Here is a 16411-nt window from a genome sequence, read left to right as displayed (position 1 = left end):
ATTCGATGATGAGTACGGCTCTAAAAATATGTGGACTTCAAAGCGTTGAAGTGCTAAAATCTATGATAAACTTACCTGTGGATTATATCGGATTCGTATTTGCCAAGAGCCGGCGGCGGGTAACGCCGCAGCAGGCTGCGCAGCTGGTGCAAGTATTGCGGGAATGGGAGCATGACAAGATTCCCGCTGCTGTCGGCGTCTTGGTTAACCCTGATTTGAGCGAGCTCGCAGAGCTTCTTCAAGAAACAGCGCTTGACGTCGTGCAGCTGCATGGTCAGGAATCGCCGCAATTTTGCCGGGAAGTGAAGGAGCGCTTCCCGGTTTCCGTTTTTAAGGCGGTATCGATCGGAAGTGACCGTCCGGAAGCGGAACGTCTGTCGGCACTGGATTCGTATGCGGGCTGCATCGACGGACTGCTGATCGACACCTATGATCCGGTGTACGGCGGAGGGTCGGGCAAGACGTTTGCCTGGGATCTGATCCCGGCGTACCAGCAATGGGCTGAACGGCAAGGGATTCCCTTGTTTGTAGCCGGCGGGCTCGATCCGGATAATGTTGCTCATTTGATCGGCCAGTACGCTCCGTACGGGGTGGATGTATCCAGCGGCGTAGAGAGCGAGCCTGGCGTGAAGGATATAAACAAAGTGACCGCATTTGTAGAAAGGGTGAAGGGGAAATGACACAGCTTCCTGACCGTAATGGACGTTTCGGGGTGTTTGGAGGCCGGTTCGTGCCGGAAACACTGATGAACGCTTTAATAGAGCTTGAGCAAGAATATAATCGTTTTTCGGAGGATCCTGCTTTTAAAGAGGAGATCGCCTATTTGCTGAAACAGTATTCCGGAAGGGAAACGCCGCTTTATTACGCGGAGCGGCTCAGCCAACATCTCGGCAAGGCTAAAATTTACCTGAAGCGCGAGGATTTGAACCATACCGGCGCGCACAAAATCAACAACGCCATTGCACAAGGCGTGTTAGCCAAGCGCATGGGCAAAGGCAAGGTCATTGCCGAAACGGGTGCCGGACAGCATGGCGTAGCGACCGCGACGGTAGCCGCTCTGCTGGGTCTTGAATGCAAGGTATTTATGGGCGAAGAAGATACCAAACGGCAGCAGTTGAACGTATTCCGCATGAAAATGCTCGGTGCCGAAGTGATTCCGGTCACGTCGGGAAGCCGAACGCTGAAAGATGCCGGCAACGAGGCGCTTCGCTACTGGGTCAGCAACGTCGAGGATACCTTTTATGTGCTGGGCTCCGCTGTAGGGCCGCATCCGTATCCTATGATGGTGCGGAATTTCCAGCGCATTATCGGTGACGAGACCCGGAGGCAGATACTGGAGACGGAAGGAAGGCTTCCAAACGTCATTCTTGCGCCGATCGGGGGCGGTAGCAATGCGATCGGCATGTTCTATCCGTTCCTTGAAGACAAGGAAGTCGGTTTGATCGGCGTCGAAGCGGCAGGCAAGGGAGTGGATACCGATTTTCATGCGGCTACGATGTCCAAGGGGACACAAGGCGTATTCCAAGGCTCGATGAGTTATTTGCTGCAGGACGAGTACGGACAAGTACAGGAGGCGCATTCCATTTCAGCCGGCCTTGATTATCCCGGGGTTGGTCCGGAGCATTCCTATTTAAAAGACATTGAACGCGTGCAGTACGTACCGATAACCGACCAAGAGGCGCTCGATGCCCTGCAGCTGCTATGCCGCACGGAAGGCATTATTCCTGCCCTGGAATCCGCGCACGCCGTAGCGCAAGCCGTAAAGATGGCATCTACGTGGACCGAGAACGATATCGTCGTGATTAATTTATCCGGTCGCGGCGACAAGGACGTGGAGTCCATCATGGCTTACACGGGAGGGAAAACCGAATGAACCGAATCGATCAGACCTTTGCGTCGTTGAAGCAACAAAACAAGACCGCCATGATCCCTTATCTCACCGTCGGGGATCCGGATGTGAAGTCGACGCTGGATATCATCCATGAGCTTGAAATCGCGGGAGCCGACATTATTGAACTCGGCGTTCCTTATTCGGATCCCCTTGCCGACGGACCGGTCATCCAGCGGGCTTCCGAGCGCGCGCTGAAGGGCAAGGTGACCATTCGCACTTGCATGGAAACCGCGCGCCTGGCAAGAGAGCGGGGCAGCAAGCTGCCGTTCATCCTGTTCACGTATTACAATCCGGTACTGCAAACCGGACTGGACGTTTTCTTCGAGGAAGTGGTAAGGCACGACATCAGCGGCTTGATCATTCCCGATCTTCCGGTGGAGGAATCCGAGGAGGTTCGGAAACGCGCCCACGCGGCGGGAGTTCATCTGATTCCGCTGGTGGCTCCTACCTCCCATGAGCGGATCGCGAGCATCGCTTCGGAAGCGACCGGCTTTGTGTACTGCGTATCCTCCCTTGGCGTGACGGGCGAGCGCACCGATTTTTACGCGGGGGTGGAGTCTTTTCTTGAGACGGTAAGGCAGTACAGCAGCGTGCCGATCGCGATCGGCTTTGGCATTTCATCCAGTGAGCAGGTGGCCAGATTCTCAAAAATCTGCGACGGCGTCGTTGTCGGCAGCGCGATTGTGCGTCAGATTGAATCGACCATTCCTCTGCTGGAGAAGGAAGAAACAAGACAGCAGGGACTTTTGCAAATCAGGGAGTTTGTGGCACAATTAAAAGGATAGTGTTGTCCATAGCAGTTATGAAAGGTGAGGCGAATATCGTATGAAACCGAAAGCGCAAATTGTTAATCTTCCCGTATATCAGCCCGGGAAACCGATCGAAGAAGTCAAAAAGGAATTAGGGCTTGATGTTGTCATTAAACTGGCCTCCAACGAGAATCCGTACGGCTGCTCGCCGCGCGCAACCGAAGCGATTACCGCCGAACTGGGAACGCTCAGCCTGTATCCGGACGGAAGTGCGGCCGATTTAACGGCTGAGCTTGCTGGCCAGCTGGGAATTGAACGCAATCAGATTATTTTCGGCTGCGGATCCGATGAAATCATTGCCCTCATTATCCGGGCATTCCTGCAACCGGGGGATGAAACCATCATGGCGGATCAGACCTTCTCGGTGTATAAAACGAACGCGGATATCGAAGGTGCGACATGCATCGAGGTGCCGCTGGTGGACGGTAAGCACGATTTGCCGGGCATGGCCAAAGCCGTTTCGGACAAAACCAAAATCGTGTGGGTGTGCAATCCGAATAATCCGACCGGAACCATCGTTTCCGAAAGCGAGCTGGTTTCCTTCCTGGATGAAGTCCCGGCCCAAGTAATGGTTGTGCTTGATGAAGCTTATTATGAATATGTAACGGACGCTTCGTACCCGGACAGCATCAAGTTAATGGAGCATTATCCGAATCTGGTCATCCTGCGTACCTTCTCCAAAATATACGGCTTGGCCGCCCTCCGGATCGGCTACGGCATCGGGCAGCAGGAAGTCATTTCCTTGATCAATCGGGTACGTGAGCCGTTTAATACGGGACGCCTGGCTCAAGTAGCGGCGAAGGCAGCCCTGAAAGATCAGGAGTTCGTAGCGAAATGCCGTCAATTGAATGCCGACGGGATCCATTACGTGCAAGGTGAATTTGATCGTCTTGGACTATCTTATTTTCCTGCGAACGGTAACTTCATTATGGTGGATGTGAAGAAGCCAGGCACCGAAGTATTTAAGTCGCTGCTTAGCAAAGGCATTATCGTACGGCCTGGATTTGAACTGTATCCGAACTATATTCGCGTAACCGTAGGCTCCGAAGAACAGAATAAGGCTTTTATCGGCGCTTTGGAACAAGTGCTGAGCGAAGTGAATGCGCCAGCCTGATCGAATGACACAACAATAATCGCAGCTTGAAACGAGTGAGAGAGAACATGACAATGCAAATTTCCATATTCGGCGTCGGCTTGATCGGCGGTTCGTTAGCTTTAAACTTCAAAGGAAAACCTGGCATAACCGTTACCGGTTATGCCCACACCCAAGAATATGCCGACCAGGTCATTGCTAAGGGCGTCGTTGATAAGGTTACGCTTTCGGTAGAAGAAGCTGCCCAAAACGCGGACGTCATTTTTTTATGCGTTCCCGTAGGCAGTCTTGAGATGTACATGAAACGTTTGAGCGAAATGCAGCTGAAACCGGGATGCATTATTACGGATGTTGGCAGCACCAAAGCAAGCATTGCCGAATGCGCGTCCCAGCTTGCCCTTAAGGATGCTTATTTCATCGGCGGTCATCCGATGGCGGGCTCGGAGCGATCCGGTGTTGGAGCTGCCTCCACCGTATTGTTCGAGAATGCCTATTACGTGCTTACTCCGCCGGACGATGTCCCTCAGGATAAGCTGAACGTGCTTGTAGAGCTTTTGTCTCACACGCGTGCCCATATTGTAAAGGTAGAGCCGAGACTTCACGATGAGATCGTTGGAGCGATCAGCCATCTGCCCCATGTGATCGCAGTGGCGTTAGTCAATCAGATCAGCTCCTATAATGACGATAATCCGTTGTACCGCACCTTGGCCGCAGGGGGCTTTCGGGATATAACCCGCATCGCTTCCAGCGACCCGGTCGTATGGCGGGACATTCTATTAAACAATCGCAGGGTCATGCTGACGCTGCTGCAAGACTGGAATGAAGGGATCCGGCGATTCATGGATATGCTGGAGTCGAAGGACGGTGCTGCGATCGAAGAGGCTTTCCGCATGGCAGGGGAATTCCGCAGCGTACTGCCAGAACGGCGCAAGGGCATGATCGTGTCCCAATTTGATCTGTATTTGGACGTGCCTGACCATCCGGGCATCATCGGCCGCATTGCGACGGAGCTCGGGACGAACAGCATCAACCTCAGCAACATGCAGATTATCGAGAGTCGGGAAGATGTGCCGGGCGTGATGAGGCTTTCCTTCCGCAATGAAATCGAACAGGAGCGGGCTAAAGAGCTGTTGTTATCGCAAGGACACTCGGTGTATCAGTAATTTTCCGGTTGTTTTTAAACAACCGGAAATAAATGCGTTTTCAGTGTTGACAAAATGAAAACGTATACATATAATAAAAGTACAGTATGGTTTCTCTCCACTCCTATCCAAAATATTGCACTTTGTGCAACCGCCTTCAATGATGAAGGCGGATTTTTTTTGCCGATTTTCCTATCCGTGGAAAACCTTCTGCCACAAACCTGAACTTTTCTCCAATATGTGCTATAATGCTAGAGTGCTAGTGTAGAAGATTTGGGGAAATTGCCAAATACATAGAATAGTCAGACAACATGAGGCGTAACTATATATGGTTTGACGGTACTTTTGCACAAATCCTTGATTTTCCTCATGAAGGTGGAAATGACAAGGAATGGGCACCGGTGGGTGAAGGAGGAACGAAAAATCATATGACGGATTCCCAACTAATCCAAGAAATTAAGCAAGGCAATACCGAACTTTATTCCGAATTAATGAGGCGTTATCAGAGAAAAATATTGGCATTTGTCTATCATATGTTAAAAAGCTCGCACATGGAGCTAATGGCTGAAGATTTATGCTCGGAAACGTTCTACAAGGCTTTCCGGAGCCTGCATTCCTTCCGGGAAGTGGATGCATCCTTCTCGACTTGGCTCTACACCATTGCGCGCAACACCGTGCTGAGCGAACTTCGCAAGCATCGTAGCGGCACATTGCCCTTGGAGGAGAGCGGGGTCGTACCAGTGGCGCCGCTGGAGGTCGCCCCGGAGCAGGCGATCCTGCGCAGTGAACGAGTACATATGGTAAGGGAAGCGATTAACAATTTACCGGAGAAACAGAGATCTGCGCTGATTCTTCGGGAGTATGATCAACTGGATTACCAGGAAATCGCAGATATTTTAGGTCAAAGCGTCAGTTCGGTTAAGTCACTGTTGTTCCGGGCCCGCGGCAGCGTCAAAATTCAGCTCGAACCCTATTTTTATGAGCCGGTTTTTGAGGATCTGAGAGGGATGAAGAACAGATGACTTGCAATGAAGCCCAAGAGCTGATGGAAACGGTCTGGGATTTACCGGACAACGATCTGCGGCGACAACGGCTGATTGCACATGTTCAAACCTGTAGCTCATGTGCAGCGGAGTACGAAATGTGGGTGGAAAGCCAGAACATGGTTCAAGCCCTGGAGCATGAGATTCCCGACATGGACGCTGAACAGATCAACCGCAACGTGATGGACCGCATTTATCGCGATTTTCCCTGGCTGGTGGAGGAAACGTCCAAGAGCCGGGCGGTAAGCCGGGTGTTCCGGAAGCGGCTGACGCTGATGATTGCCGGTTTTCTGGCCTTGTTCGTTTGCAGCTTTGTTTATTTTGCAGCGACGGGCAATCAACCGGATCCGGTTCCGGAAGCCGTAACGACAGGGATTATCCCTACAGGCGTAGCGGATACGGCCCAAGGCTTGAATACCAAGGACGATTACAACATCCCAAAAACCAACAGCGGCATTATTGATCCTTTTGTGGTTGATATGAGTCCCACTCAGCCAGAATACTGGATGATACTTTCCCTTTTGGGAATCGGATGCGCTTTGTTTTTCCTAAAAAGATTAAATCGGGTCAGAAGATAAAATATGGATAGGATGGAGGAGAGGCGGCATGCAGATCGGCTTGGTTCGCCATGGATTAACGGATTGGAACGCTCTAGGCAAAATCCAAGGCCAAACGGACATACCACTGAATGAGGAAGGCCGTCGTCAAGCGCGTTTGCTTGGGGAAAGGCTTCTGCAGGAGCATTACCGATGGGACTTCGCGATCAGCAGCGGGCTCTCCCGCGCAGAAGAAACCGCGAAAATCATTTCGTCCATGCTGAACATTCCCTTGGCGCCGCCGGATAACCGCTTGCGTGAGCGCAAGTACGGTCAGGTGGAAGGCTTGACAGCGGAAGAGCGTGAAACCCGGTTCGGTGCCGATTGGCACATGTTGGATCTGGGCCAGGAAACGGATCTGGAGCTTCAGTCCAGAGGGCTTGTCTTTCTCGATGATATGTGGCATAAACATCCGGAAGCCAATATTCTTGTTGTCAGTCATGGCGGTTTTTTAGCGCAGTTATACAAGCTGGTGTGCCGTGGCGCCCTGAGCGAACGGATCGGCAATCTGTCGCTCACCGTCCTGGAGAGAAAAGAGGATGACTGGTCTCCCTTGCTGTTTAACTGTACCAAGCATCTGTTGACGAACCAATCGTAAATATGAGCGTGTATTAGTAGAAGGAGCCTTCCGTCGGGAAGGCTCCTTCTTAATGTTGGATAGGTTGACGTTTACACTTCGGCTATTAAAATAAACCGGTGCTGCTGGACCTCGAAGTAACCATTGGTCCGGATCATCCGGTGAATTTGATGTAAAGGCTCGATATAGCGCCCCACCTTAAAATCAGGAATCTGCCAGGGAATCGCTATCAAATAATAAACCAGTGCGCCGATGTCGTAAAATCGCTGCGGTAAAAAGTCTTCGCGGCTGAAGGTAATCTTGAACCCGTGATCCTGCAGCTCTTGGGCCGCTATGGCCAGGTTCCAATGAGCGAACTCTTCATTCAGCGGAACGCCAAGCGATTCGTTAATCCCATAACAATCGGTTCCGCCGGATTGCTGGGTTACAAACACCCCGCGATCGTTCAATATTCTTCTTACTTCCGCTGCCGAATAGGATTCATGCTGATTGATGATCAGGTCAAAATAACGATCCTTTAAAGGAAGCGAGGAATCTTCTTCAAAGTAGACAACGTTTACGCCCAGCGGCTCGAGTCTTTGCTTTGCAATCTGAACGTTCGGTTTGTACCCTTCGGTGGCATAAACGGATTTCGGGAGCGGCTGCAGGGAGGATAAGAATTCTCCTCCTCCCGTACCCATGTCCAGCATCGTATCGGCATTTCGCATCAAAGGGAGCACCACGCTGCCCAAAGACCAGGGGAGAGCGTGGGACTGCATGCGGCCTGAAGCGGTAATACGCGAAAAATCCCATCCCGAAAAATGGTGATCCATGTTTTGAATGAACTTTAAAAATTCAGCATCTTTTATCATCTCTGCATAACCTCCAAGTCATTTATCATGAATAAGTTTCTTCATATAAAACGCTCTTAAGGGAGGTCCGCGGATTCGATTCGCACCAAGTTATATTTCGTGTTCCGGCGTTCTTATCATGATGATCCTCCTGTATGGATGGAATCAGCCCGTCTTAAAAAAGCTGGGCTTCATTTTGTATTCGTTATAAAAACATCAAGTGCGGTTTCCTGTAACCGTTTGTATGTATTCTATCATTTAATAAGAGAGCATAGTCATTTCTATATAGAAATAATCAAAAAATATTTCATCAAACCGACGAGCATCAGGTATCAAAAGTCCGAAACCTTCCCATAATGGTTGTAAAACGGCGAGGCGATGGAAGATGAATCTAGCGGATATGCTCACATATGCCGATATTGGACAGCTTAGCAATATAGCGAATCACTATGATTGTGACGCTAAGCGGAATTCGAAGCACGAATTGATCCAGAGCATCCTTTCCAAGCTCGGGCGAAGAGAGTTTTTCGAGGAGCAGGTCAGCAGCTTGTCACCGAGCGATTTGCGTTTTCTGAACAATCTGGTCTTTGACACTCGAACAGGCTACAGCCTGGAAGAACTGACGGCCGCCATCCGTCATACGGCGGATTTGGAGGAGAAAGAAGATAAAGCCTCTTCAAACAAGAAGGCAGCTGCCGCCAAAACGGAAAGTCCGCGGGAGGCGGTCGCGCGTTATCGCCGGAGCGGCTGGCTGTTTAACGGTTTTACCCATTCCACCAAGTATTTGTTTCAAGTGCCCTCGGATTTGAAGGAGCGGTTCCGCGATGTGCTGCGGGAGCGGCTTCATCAAAATCTGCAGCGATTGCCGCATGATCCGGAAGCATACCGGGATGAGCAGGGACTAGCCGCGGAAGATCTCAAGCTGATTCTTAAATATGTAGGCGGGCACGATATCGAGCTGAACCAGGAAGGATTCATGTACAGGCGAAATCAGCAGCAGCTCATGAGTACGCTGCATATTTCGGAGCCGTTGATTACCAAAGGAGCGTGGCGGTTCGGGTATGGCCGTTCCTGCATTGAATATCCCGACCGATTTGCGCTGCTGTACGATTATGCCTACGCCAAAAAATGGATCAGGGAAAACCACGCCCGGTTGATCCTGAGTGAAACCGGAGCCTCGTTTCTTGAGGAAGGAAATCAAGTTAGCGTGATACAGATATTCCGCTTTTGGTTAAGACTGTATAAAGGCGCAATTCCCAATATATCTTCTCTTGTTTACTGGATAAGTCAGTGCGCAAGAGATTGGGTCACGGCAGCCTCGCTTTACGAATCGCTGGGCTGGCTAATCCGTCCTTTCTATTATGATAGTCCGCAAAACATCTTGGAGCAGCGGATTATCCGCATGCTGATGCATTTGGGGATGCTCAGAATAGGGGAGAGCCAGAGCATGGGAACATCATACAAAATGACCGCGCTTGGATTGAAGGCAGCGGAAGCCGGCATACATATCAGCGATTCGAATGATGATCTGATCCTCTAGCATGGTTGTTTGGACAAGTTCGCAGCAGCCGTAAATATGTTGGAAGTTAAGCAATTAAAGGGAAAGAATATAAGCTATACGCAAATTTAGTTTGGAGGTGCATCCTAATGGATAAGATGAAGGTTACTTACGAGGTTATGTTAGGTCTGGCGGCCGAAATGGTGTGGGACGAGGCATTGCGCAAGCATCGGAGCGAAGAGCTGTACAAGGAAATCGACGAAGCGCTGGCTTCCGGCGACGAAGTGGCTTTCCGAACCCTGACGGATGAACTGAGGACTTTGAATTGAAGAAATGCTTTATCGCATTTCTTCTTTTTTTTGCCTAACCTGCCCTTTCACTCGTATAATGAAGACAAAATCATGATGAGTGAGCAGAAAGGAATGTATCTTGCATGAAATTTAGTGAAGTGGACGAGCAGTCGTGGCCGGAGCTGAAACCTTATTTTGATACCTGCCTGATTCCGTTTACCGGACTTTCGGGTACGGAAACGCCATGGGAGGCGACAGCCGCGCTGGAACGGCTCCGGGATTTTATGGATATGGCAGAAATTCCGTTTAAGGGAAGATTGGTTACATATCCTGCCGTACAATATGGAAATACTGAAGATATGAAGCTTCTAAATGAAGTTTGTCACAATGTCAAATCCATCGGCTTTAAGTTCGTGGTGGTCATGACAGCCGATTCCGAGCTCTCTATAGAGGATGTGCCCGAAAGCACGCTTGTCCTGTCGCGGCGCAGGCTGGAAGGCAGTGACTCGATCCCTATGCCTGCCATCGTATCAGGACAGATCAGCGAAATGTGGCAGCAGGAAAGCCGTGTTGAATTGTGACAAAAAACCAACAATTTATGAAAGGGCTATTGGAAGCGAACCCAAATTTGGGATTCAAATTCTTGACGGTCTTGGGTGCCTAAGATATTATTAGTATGTCCTAGTAAGTCGTGTGATTTTAATCATTGATGACACTTAAGAACGGTTGACAAAGGGGGTTGAACACAGAATGAGCAGCAACCACAATGACGAGCATGAAGAATCGCACAATCCACCCCGACAGAAAGAGATGTCCCGCAGACAATTTCTTACATACACGTTGGGCGGTGCCACAGCTTATATGGCTGCTGGAGTAGTTTTGCCAATGCTCCGCTTTGCCGTTGATCCGATTCTTCAAAATAAGGAAGAAGGGTCTTTTGTAAAAGTCGCGGAAGAGAGCAAAATTACCAACGATCCACAGGAATTCCATTTCGAGCTCAAACAGCAGGACGGCTGGTACAACAGTACAGCTACTTTGACGGCGTGGATTCGTAAGAACGATCAAGGTGAAATTGTAGCGCTTTCACCGATTTGTAAGCATTTGGGATGCCTTGTTGGATGGAATAACAACAAGAATTTCCCGGATGAATACCACTGCCCTTGCCACGGTGCGCGTTATACACCGGACGGTAAGAACCTGGCAGTCGCGCCGAAGCCGCTTGACCAGTACGAGACGAAAATCGAGAACGGCTGGATTTACCTCGGCGCCATCGTGCCAAATACCGTAGTTAAATAGGAGGCGTAGATTCAGATGTTGAAGAATGTCTACAACTGGATTGATGAACGTCTCGATATCACGCCGATTTGGAGAGACGTTGCAGACCACGAGGTACCGGAACACGTAAACCCGGCGCATCATTTCTCCGCGTTTGTGTACTGTTTCGGCGGCTTGACGTTTTTTATCACAGTCATCCAGATTCTGTCGGGAATGTTCCTGACGATGTATTACGTACCGGATATCATAAACGCTTACAACAGTGTCGAGTACCTGCAAACACAGGTTGCCTTCGGACAGATTGTCCGCGGCATGCACCACTGGGGCGCAAGCTTGGTAATCGTTATGATGTTCCTGCATACGATGCGCGTGTTCTTCACCGGCTCTTACAAAGCGCCGCGTGAAATGAACTGGGTCGTTGGTATGCTCATTTTCTTTGTTATGCTCGGCCTTGGTTTGACAGGCTACCTGCTGCCATGGGATAACAAAGCTTACTTCGCTACAAAAGTTACACTGGAGATTGCGAACTCCGTACCTTGGCTTGGACCTATCATTAAAGAATTGCTGCAAGGCGGTACGATCGTAGGTGCCGAAACGCTGACGCGTTTCTTCGCTATTCACGTATTCTTCCTTCCGGCTGTCCTTCTTGCCTTATTGGTAGGACACTTTATCATGATCCGCAGACAAGGTATTTCCGGTCCACTATAAGAAGAAGGGAGGCGCATATTTATGGCACATGGTCATAAATCTGATGAAAAAGTAGTTTATGTCGGCGATTCGCGTGTGAAAAAAGGCAGCGGTTGGGTTACGCCGCCGGATTACACCGCATATCCCGGCAAATCAGAAGCGTTCATTCCTAACTTCTTGTTGAAGGAATGGATGGTTGGTGTAGTTGTATTGGTCGGTTTCCTTGTTCTGACCATCTCGGAACCGGCACCGCTTGGTTATCCGGCGGATCCGGGGGCTTCGGTCATTCCGATGCCGGACTGGTACTTCCTGTTCCTGTATGAATATTTGAAGCTTCCGTACGCATCCGGTGATTATGTGGTACTCGGCACGATTGGCGTTTCCGGCGTGGCCTTTGGCTCATTGCTCCTGGTTCCGTTCCTGGATACAGGGAAAGAGCGGAGGTTCTACAAGAGACCTATCACTTCGGCGCTTATGATTCTGTCGTTGTTTGCCGTCATCTATCTGACCAATGCTGCATGGACGCATTATCAGCATGAACTGGAAGCTACAGGCCAGAAGCCGGAGCATATTCAGCGGGAAGAAGAAGCTCACGAGAAGCGTGCCGCTGGTCTGCCAACAACCAGCGGCAAGCAGCCTGAAGACAGCATCGTAGCGATTGTGGATAAGGATAATCCTGCAATGGAGACCTTTAAAACGGCTACTTGTATCTCCTGTCATGCTGCAGATTTGAAAGGGGCATCCGGACCGTCGCTGCGCGGCGTCGGTGACACCCATACAAAAGAAGAGATTGTGGCGATCATCGAAAATGGCCAAGGCAGCATGCCGGCTATGAAAGAAACGGCACTCTCTGCTGGAGTTACTGAAGAACAACTCGACCAGCTGGCGGATTGGCTCGCAAGCCAAAAAGCAGAAGCGGCTGCAGAGTAGCATGCATTAAAGAACCTGACCGTATTACGGTCAGGTTCTTTTTTAAATGCGTACATAGATGAAATATGTCCCTGGTTTAGGTATAATCGGCATTAGTCTAAAGAATACAGGAACAGGATTGGAGGACCGAGTTTGTCAATTTCGTTTTTATGGAGCCGGGAATTTCTAAGCAAGCGATCGATTCTCTGGCTGCTGCTCGTATGCAACGTACTTGGAACGATCTATGGATACATATGGTACGGCGCTCAAATGGCCGATACGGTGGAACATGGCTACATATGGCAGGTCGTATTCGTGCCGGACAGCCCGACGGCCAGTTTGTTTTTCAGTTTGGCGCTTTTGCTGCTTCTCTACCCGCCTCGGAGCCTCGGCGGCGCGTTGTTTCAGCAATTCATAGAGGCACTGGCAGTCGTCACATCCGTGAAGTATGGCATATGGGCCGTTGTTATGATATTTGCCGGACAAGCCCAAGGAGATGTGCTGGCATGGCAGGATTGGATGCTTGTCGCTTCGCACACGGCGATGGCAGTAGAAGCCTTGCTGTTCGTCCGATTGTTTCATTACCGCTGGACAGCCCTAACCGGGGCCATTGCCTGGACGCTGCTGAACGACACCGTCGATTATACATATGGCGTGTTTCCGTGGCTGCCCGGTCCGTTATATGATGACCTGCCAGCCGTCCAGCTGTTCACTTATCTATTGACGCTCTTCAGCGGTTTCGCCGGCTGGATCTTCATGAAATACGGGAATCCCAAGCAACGCTAGCCGTTTCGCCGGCACGGTTCTATGAGCATCCCTTCTGCCATACATATACGGTAGGAGGGATGTCCCATGTTACGAATCTTTCCGAAGCTCCTTCTGTGCCTGTCCGCACTGCTTCTGCTGGTTACCGCAGGCTGGGGTAATCCCATATGGGCTAGCCCGGCGGCAAACGGACAGTCGGAGTCTTCGCCCGCTGCATCCATTCAGGCCAAAGCGCTGAACAAGGAGGTGGAGCAGTTATACCGCCATGTGGAGGAAGGCAATGTACAAGCCGTGTTAGAGGATATTCGCCGGGTATCCGGGCTGTTTGAGGCTTCCTCATTTCAAGGATTGACCGGCGTCGAGGGGATCCACGCGTTGGCTGAGAGCATTCTGGAGATGAAAGAAGCTACGGCACGGGCGACGCAGGAGCCCCAGCACTGGATGGTGTCCGCCGGCAAGCTCCGAATGGCAGCGGATAGCCTGATCCATGCCAGGGATGCGTTATGGCATCAATATTACAAGGTCATACGCGAAGACCTGAGAGTCATGGGACAGTATGCGCAGCAGCACGATCAGGCTGGCATGAGACGAGCCTACGACAGCCTGAGCGAGCATTATGAGCTCATCCGTCCTTCCGTTGTCATTCAGCGCAAGCCCGAGGATGTCAACATGATGGAATCCTGGATTTCCTATGCAGGGGGGCTGGTGGCATCCGGAGACGCGGCGCAAGTGGAGAAAGTGGTCCCGCAGGGCGAGGAAATGATGAATATGTTATTCGGCAAGAAAAAAGACGAGCCTGCGCTTGCTCCGCTGGGAGAGGTTAAAGAGCCATGGACTTGGCAGCTGGTCATAGCCGCTTTTATTTTGGCGGCATTAACGTTTGCAGGGTACCGCAAATACCGCGGCCAGCTGTACAGCGCAAAGCCGATGTTCCCCCGAAAGTAGTCGAATATCCATCATGGTCCGAATAGCCCGGTGCAAACCGGGCTATTCCTCTTTAAAACCTTCCCCGTGCACGTCATTGACATCATTAATGATAATAAAAGCCCGAGGGTCCAAGGATTTGGCGATTCCCGTAAGGCGGCGAATTTCCTGCCTCGATACGACGCAGTATACCATATGCTTGGCTTGCATGGAGTAGGCGCCGATAGCCGGGATCAGCGTGACCCCACGATCCATTTCCGTGGATATGCGATTTGCGATATCAGGCGCACGGTCACTGATGATGGTGAAGGCTTTGGCGGCATAAGCCCCTTCCTGTATGAAATCGATCACCTTGGAAGCGATGAACACGGCGACCAGGGTATACAATATGCGCTCGAGCGGGATAAAGAATAAGGATAGACCGATAATCAAAATATCGAGGGATAAAATGATTTGGCCCATGCTGAAGCCGAATTTCCGGTTGATGATTCTGGCAATGATGTCGGAGCCGCCAGTCGTCCCGCCGAACCGGAAAACGATGCCGAGCCCGGCCCCCAATGTCACCCCCGCATAAAGCGCAGCCAGAATATAATCATGCTCGGTGTGAAAAGGCACGACATACCCGCGGTCGATCAGTAATTCGAACAGCCACAGAAACAGGGTTAAGGAAGCGATGCCGAGACCTGTATAGACAGACTGGCGTTTGCCGAGTATTTTCATTCCGACCAGGAACAGCGGGATATTCAATGCCATGGTTGAAATGGACGGCGATATGTTAAAGGCGTAATTTAGCAGTACGGTAATGCCGGTGACCCCACCCTCCATGAGTTCATTCGGAATGATGAAATACAGCAGTCCGAATGCGTATATGGCGGAACCGGCGATGATCGGAATGATTGTTTGCAGCTGATGGAGCAACTTGGACGTTTTCATAAGACCCCTCGCATTTCCAATAGTGGATATTTCCGATTGTCTGCAGATTGCTTCGCACCTGTCTAGTATGCGCCGATATGGTTTCAGCAATAAAAAATTATTTGTTTTCAAATCCGCTTTACGATAACATAGGTTTAAAACCAATCGCTCGTATGAGAGAAGACTGCCCCAGCTTGAAGGTTACAAGCTGAGGCTGACTGTGCAGTGAAGGGAGTTAAGAGTCTTGGGAAAATCAATGGCTGAAATGCAGCAGGAAGTCGATCGATACATATCACAATTCAAGGAAGGTTATTTCAGTCCTTTATCCATGATGGCCCGAATGTCGGAAGAAGTGGGGGAACTCGCCCGAGAGGTTAATCATCAGTTCGGCGAGAAGCCGAAAAAAGCGGATGAAGCGGAAAATTCCATCGAAATGGAGCTCGGAGATATATTGTTTATTACGATCTGTTTTGCCAATTCCCTCGGCATCGATCTCGCGGAAGCGCATGATAAAGTGATGCATAAATTTTCTACGCGCGATGCCGATCGTTGGACGAAAATAAACACCGATTAGGCAGCTGCTACATATGCTGTACCAAACCCGCTGTGGGGAGGGACAGCCCGTGAAACCTGAAAGTTATATACAAAAAGCATATCGATGCATACTTCAAAATGATTTCGAAGAAGCGTTGCGTTGGTTTGAGCAAGCGATCATCGCGAATCCGGGAGATGCCGAAGTGCATTATCGGTGCTCCATTACCTACGGCAGAAGCAACAAGCTGGAGATGGCGATTACGCATGCGGAGGAAGCCGTCAGGCTGCAGCCGGACAAACCGGAATATGCTCTTCATTTACAGCATATCAAGGCTGCGGAGCTGGTGCAGCGAGCAAGAAAAATGGTGGAAAACCGCAAGGATGTGACCAAGGCTGAATTGTATCAAGCCGTTGGACATCTGAAATCCGCCGTAGCCATGGACCCTTTGTATGCTCAGGCTTATGTATGGCTTGCTCTTGTTTACAGTGAACTCGATGAGCATGCGCTCGCCATTACCACGCTTAAAGAGGTAATTTCGTTGTACCCGCAGGAGAGCGGGCTGCAGCATATTATGGAGGAACTCAAACAGCGCTTGAAATCATATATGCAGGATACAGCATCGGATGGAAAGTGAG

Annotated in this window: 20 protein-coding genes; 18 read left to right on the top strand and 2 right to left on the bottom strand. The window is 50.4% G+C overall.

What is annotated here, in order from left to right; genetic code table 11:
* Positions 1 to 5 precede the first annotated feature (5 nt).
* From JNUCC32_RS14310 to JNUCC32_RS14275, 8 genes are all read left to right on the top strand, one after another.
* Complete coding sequence (locus JNUCC32_RS14310) at positions 6 to 680, top strand: phosphoribosylanthranilate isomerase (protein ID WP_096773285.1); 675 nt, start codon at positions 6 to 8, stop codon at positions 678 to 680.
* Positions 677 to 1873, top strand: coding sequence for a tryptophan synthase subunit beta (gene trpB / locus JNUCC32_RS14305; protein WP_015734538.1), 1197 nt, complete (start codon positions 677 to 679; stop codon positions 1871 to 1873). The genes JNUCC32_RS14310 and trpB overlap by 4 nt, the downstream gene beginning before the upstream one ends.
* Positions 1870 to 2676 carry a tryptophan synthase subunit alpha gene (trpA, locus tag JNUCC32_RS14300; RefSeq protein WP_096773286.1) on the top strand — a complete coding sequence of 269 codons (807 nt, stop codon included), beginning with the start codon at positions 1870 to 1872 and terminating at the stop codon, positions 2674 to 2676. Before trpB ends, trpA begins: the two co-directional genes overlap by 4 nt.
* A 40-nt stretch (positions 2677 to 2716) precedes the next feature.
* Positions 2717 to 3814 carry a histidinol-phosphate transaminase gene (gene hisC / locus JNUCC32_RS14295; RefSeq protein WP_192572471.1) on the top strand — a complete coding sequence of 366 codons (1098 nt, stop codon included), beginning with the start codon at positions 2717 to 2719 and terminating at the stop codon, positions 3812 to 3814.
* A gap of 53 nt (positions 3815 to 3867) precedes the next feature.
* Positions 3868 to 4956 (top strand): prephenate dehydrogenase, encoded by a 1089-nt coding sequence (locus JNUCC32_RS14290; protein ID WP_186326437.1) that lies wholly within the window; start codon positions 3868 to 3870, stop codon positions 4954 to 4956.
* 407 nt (positions 4957 to 5363) lie between these two features.
* On the top strand, positions 5364 to 5957 hold the full coding sequence (locus tag JNUCC32_RS14285) for an RNA polymerase sigma factor (RefSeq protein WP_015734542.1): 594 nt from the start codon (positions 5364 to 5366) through the stop codon (positions 5955 to 5957).
* The gene (locus JNUCC32_RS14280) at positions 5954 to 6556 is read left to right on the top strand and encodes an anti-sigma factor family protein (protein WP_192572470.1); all 603 of its coding nucleotides are present in this window, start codon (positions 5954 to 5956) and stop codon (positions 6554 to 6556) included. Before JNUCC32_RS14285 ends, JNUCC32_RS14280 begins: the two co-directional genes overlap by 4 nt.
* Before the next feature lie 28 nt (positions 6557 to 6584).
* Positions 6585 to 7172 carry a histidine phosphatase family protein gene (locus tag JNUCC32_RS14275; protein WP_096773290.1) on the top strand — a complete coding sequence of 196 codons (588 nt, stop codon included), beginning with the start codon at positions 6585 to 6587 and terminating at the stop codon, positions 7170 to 7172.
* A gap of 71 nt (positions 7173 to 7243) precedes the next feature.
* Here the strand turns inward: JNUCC32_RS14275 and JNUCC32_RS14270 are convergent, their stop codons facing one another.
* Positions 7244 to 8002: a class I SAM-dependent methyltransferase gene (locus JNUCC32_RS14270; protein WP_192572469.1), complete on the bottom strand. Its 759-nt coding sequence runs from the start codon at positions 8000 to 8002 to the stop codon at positions 7244 to 7246.
* A 364-nt stretch (positions 8003 to 8366) separates the two neighbouring features.
* Between JNUCC32_RS14270 and JNUCC32_RS14265 the strand changes: the two genes are divergently transcribed.
* From JNUCC32_RS14265 to JNUCC32_RS14230, 8 genes are all read left to right on the top strand, one after another.
* Complete coding sequence (locus JNUCC32_RS14265; protein ID WP_192572468.1) at positions 8367 to 9521, top strand: hypothetical protein; 1155 nt, start codon at positions 8367 to 8369, stop codon at positions 9519 to 9521.
* A gap of 107 nt (positions 9522 to 9628) precedes the next feature.
* Positions 9629 to 9808: an IDEAL domain-containing protein gene (locus tag JNUCC32_RS14260; RefSeq protein WP_009595190.1), complete on the top strand. Its 180-nt coding sequence runs from the start codon at positions 9629 to 9631 to the stop codon at positions 9806 to 9808.
* A gap of 104 nt (positions 9809 to 9912) precedes the next feature.
* A complete protein-coding gene (locus JNUCC32_RS14255; protein WP_192572467.1) occupies positions 9913 to 10350 on the top strand; it encodes a DUF2487 family protein in 438 nt (145 codons plus the stop codon).
* Positions 10351 to 10519: 169 nt separating this feature from the next.
* Positions 10520 to 11065: a Rieske (2Fe-2S) protein gene (locus JNUCC32_RS14250; RefSeq protein ID WP_015734548.1), complete on the top strand. Its 546-nt coding sequence runs from the start codon at positions 10520 to 10522 to the stop codon at positions 11063 to 11065.
* A gap of 15 nt (positions 11066 to 11080) precedes the next feature.
* Positions 11081 to 11752: a menaquinol-cytochrome c reductase cytochrome b subunit gene (gene qcrB / locus JNUCC32_RS14245; protein WP_006209500.1), complete on the top strand. Its 672-nt coding sequence runs from the start codon at positions 11081 to 11083 to the stop codon at positions 11750 to 11752.
* 21 nt (positions 11753 to 11773) lie between these two features.
* A complete protein-coding gene (locus tag JNUCC32_RS14240) occupies positions 11774 to 12661 on the top strand; it encodes a menaquinol-cytochrome c reductase cytochrome b/c subunit (RefSeq protein WP_009595210.1) in 888 nt (295 codons plus the stop codon).
* Between the two features lie 132 nt (positions 12662 to 12793).
* Complete coding sequence (locus tag JNUCC32_RS14235; RefSeq protein WP_015734550.1) at positions 12794 to 13426, top strand: DUF1405 domain-containing protein; 633 nt, start codon at positions 12794 to 12796, stop codon at positions 13424 to 13426.
* A 66-nt stretch (positions 13427 to 13492) separates the two neighbouring features.
* Positions 13493 to 14350, top strand: a complete 858-nt coding sequence (locus JNUCC32_RS14230) for a sporulation protein YpjB (RefSeq protein ID WP_015734551.1) — start codon at positions 13493 to 13495, stop codon at positions 14348 to 14350.
* Between the two features lie 42 nt (positions 14351 to 14392).
* Here the strand turns inward: JNUCC32_RS14230 and JNUCC32_RS14225 are convergent, their stop codons facing one another.
* A complete protein-coding gene (locus tag JNUCC32_RS14225) occupies positions 14393 to 15262 on the bottom strand; it encodes a YitT family protein (protein ID WP_015734552.1) in 870 nt (289 codons plus the stop codon).
* Positions 15263 to 15485: 223 nt separating this feature from the next.
* On the opposite strand from JNUCC32_RS14225, the gene JNUCC32_RS14220 reads away from it, so the two are divergent.
* Entirely contained in the window at positions 15486 to 15815 is a 330-nt protein-coding gene (locus JNUCC32_RS14220) for a nucleotide pyrophosphohydrolase (protein ID WP_015734553.1), read from the top strand.
* Positions 15816 to 15864: 49 nt separating this feature from the next.
* Entirely contained in the window at positions 15865 to 16410 is a 546-nt protein-coding gene (locus JNUCC32_RS14215; RefSeq protein WP_009595137.1) for a tetratricopeptide repeat protein, read from the top strand.
* The last annotated feature ends 1 nt before the right edge of the window (position 16411 follow it).

The organism is Paenibacillus sp. JNUCC32, from assembly GCF_014863545.1.
Classification (GTDB): Bacteria; Bacillota; Bacilli; order Paenibacillales; family Paenibacillaceae; genus Paenibacillus_AQ; species Paenibacillus_AQ lautus_A.
The sequence above is the reverse complement of the archived record's forward strand: the minus strand, read 5'-3'. Positions and strand labels throughout refer to the sequence as shown.

Coding starts and splice junctions, on each gene's coding strand:
- JNUCC32_RS14260 (WP_009595190.1), top strand. CDS start 9,629: ATGGATAAGATGAAGGTTACTTACGAGGTTATGTTAGGTCTGGCGGCC.
- JNUCC32_RS14280 (WP_192572470.1), top strand. CDS start 5,954: ATGACTTGCAATGAAGCCCAAGAGCTGATGGAAACGGTCTGGGATTTA.
- JNUCC32_RS14285 (WP_015734542.1), top strand. CDS start 5,364: ATGACGGATTCCCAACTAATCCAAGAAATTAAGCAAGGCAATACCGAA.
- JNUCC32_RS14270 (WP_192572469.1), bottom strand. CDS start 8,002: ATGATAAAAGATGCTGAATTTTTAAAGTTCATTCAAAACATGGATCAC.
- JNUCC32_RS14290 (WP_186326437.1), top strand. CDS start 3,868: ATGCAAATTTCCATATTCGGCGTCGGCTTGATCGGCGGTTCGTTAGCT.
- qcrB (WP_006209500.1), top strand. CDS start 11,081: ATGTTGAAGAATGTCTACAACTGGATTGATGAACGTCTCGATATCACG.
- JNUCC32_RS14310 (WP_096773285.1), top strand. CDS start 6: ATGATGAGTACGGCTCTAAAAATATGTGGACTTCAAAGCGTTGAAGTG.
- JNUCC32_RS14240 (WP_009595210.1), top strand. CDS start 11,774: ATGGCACATGGTCATAAATCTGATGAAAAAGTAGTTTATGTCGGCGAT.
- JNUCC32_RS14230 (WP_015734551.1), top strand. CDS start 13,493: ATGTTACGAATCTTTCCGAAGCTCCTTCTGTGCCTGTCCGCACTGCTT.
- JNUCC32_RS14275 (WP_096773290.1), top strand. CDS start 6,585: ATGCAGATCGGCTTGGTTCGCCATGGATTAACGGATTGGAACGCTCTA.
- hisC (WP_192572471.1), top strand. CDS start 2,717: ATGAAACCGAAAGCGCAAATTGTTAATCTTCCCGTATATCAGCCCGGG.
- JNUCC32_RS14255 (WP_192572467.1), top strand. CDS start 9,913: ATGAAATTTAGTGAAGTGGACGAGCAGTCGTGGCCGGAGCTGAAACCT.
- JNUCC32_RS14265 (WP_192572468.1), top strand. CDS start 8,367: ATGAATCTAGCGGATATGCTCACATATGCCGATATTGGACAGCTTAGC.
- JNUCC32_RS14225 (WP_015734552.1), bottom strand. CDS start 15,262: ATGAAAACGTCCAAGTTGCTCCATCAGCTGCAAACAATCATTCCGATC.
- JNUCC32_RS14250 (WP_015734548.1), top strand. CDS start 10,520: ATGAGCAGCAACCACAATGACGAGCATGAAGAATCGCACAATCCACCC.
- trpA (WP_096773286.1), top strand. CDS start 1,870: ATGAACCGAATCGATCAGACCTTTGCGTCGTTGAAGCAACAAAACAAG.
- trpB (WP_015734538.1), top strand. CDS start 677: ATGACACAGCTTCCTGACCGTAATGGACGTTTCGGGGTGTTTGGAGGC.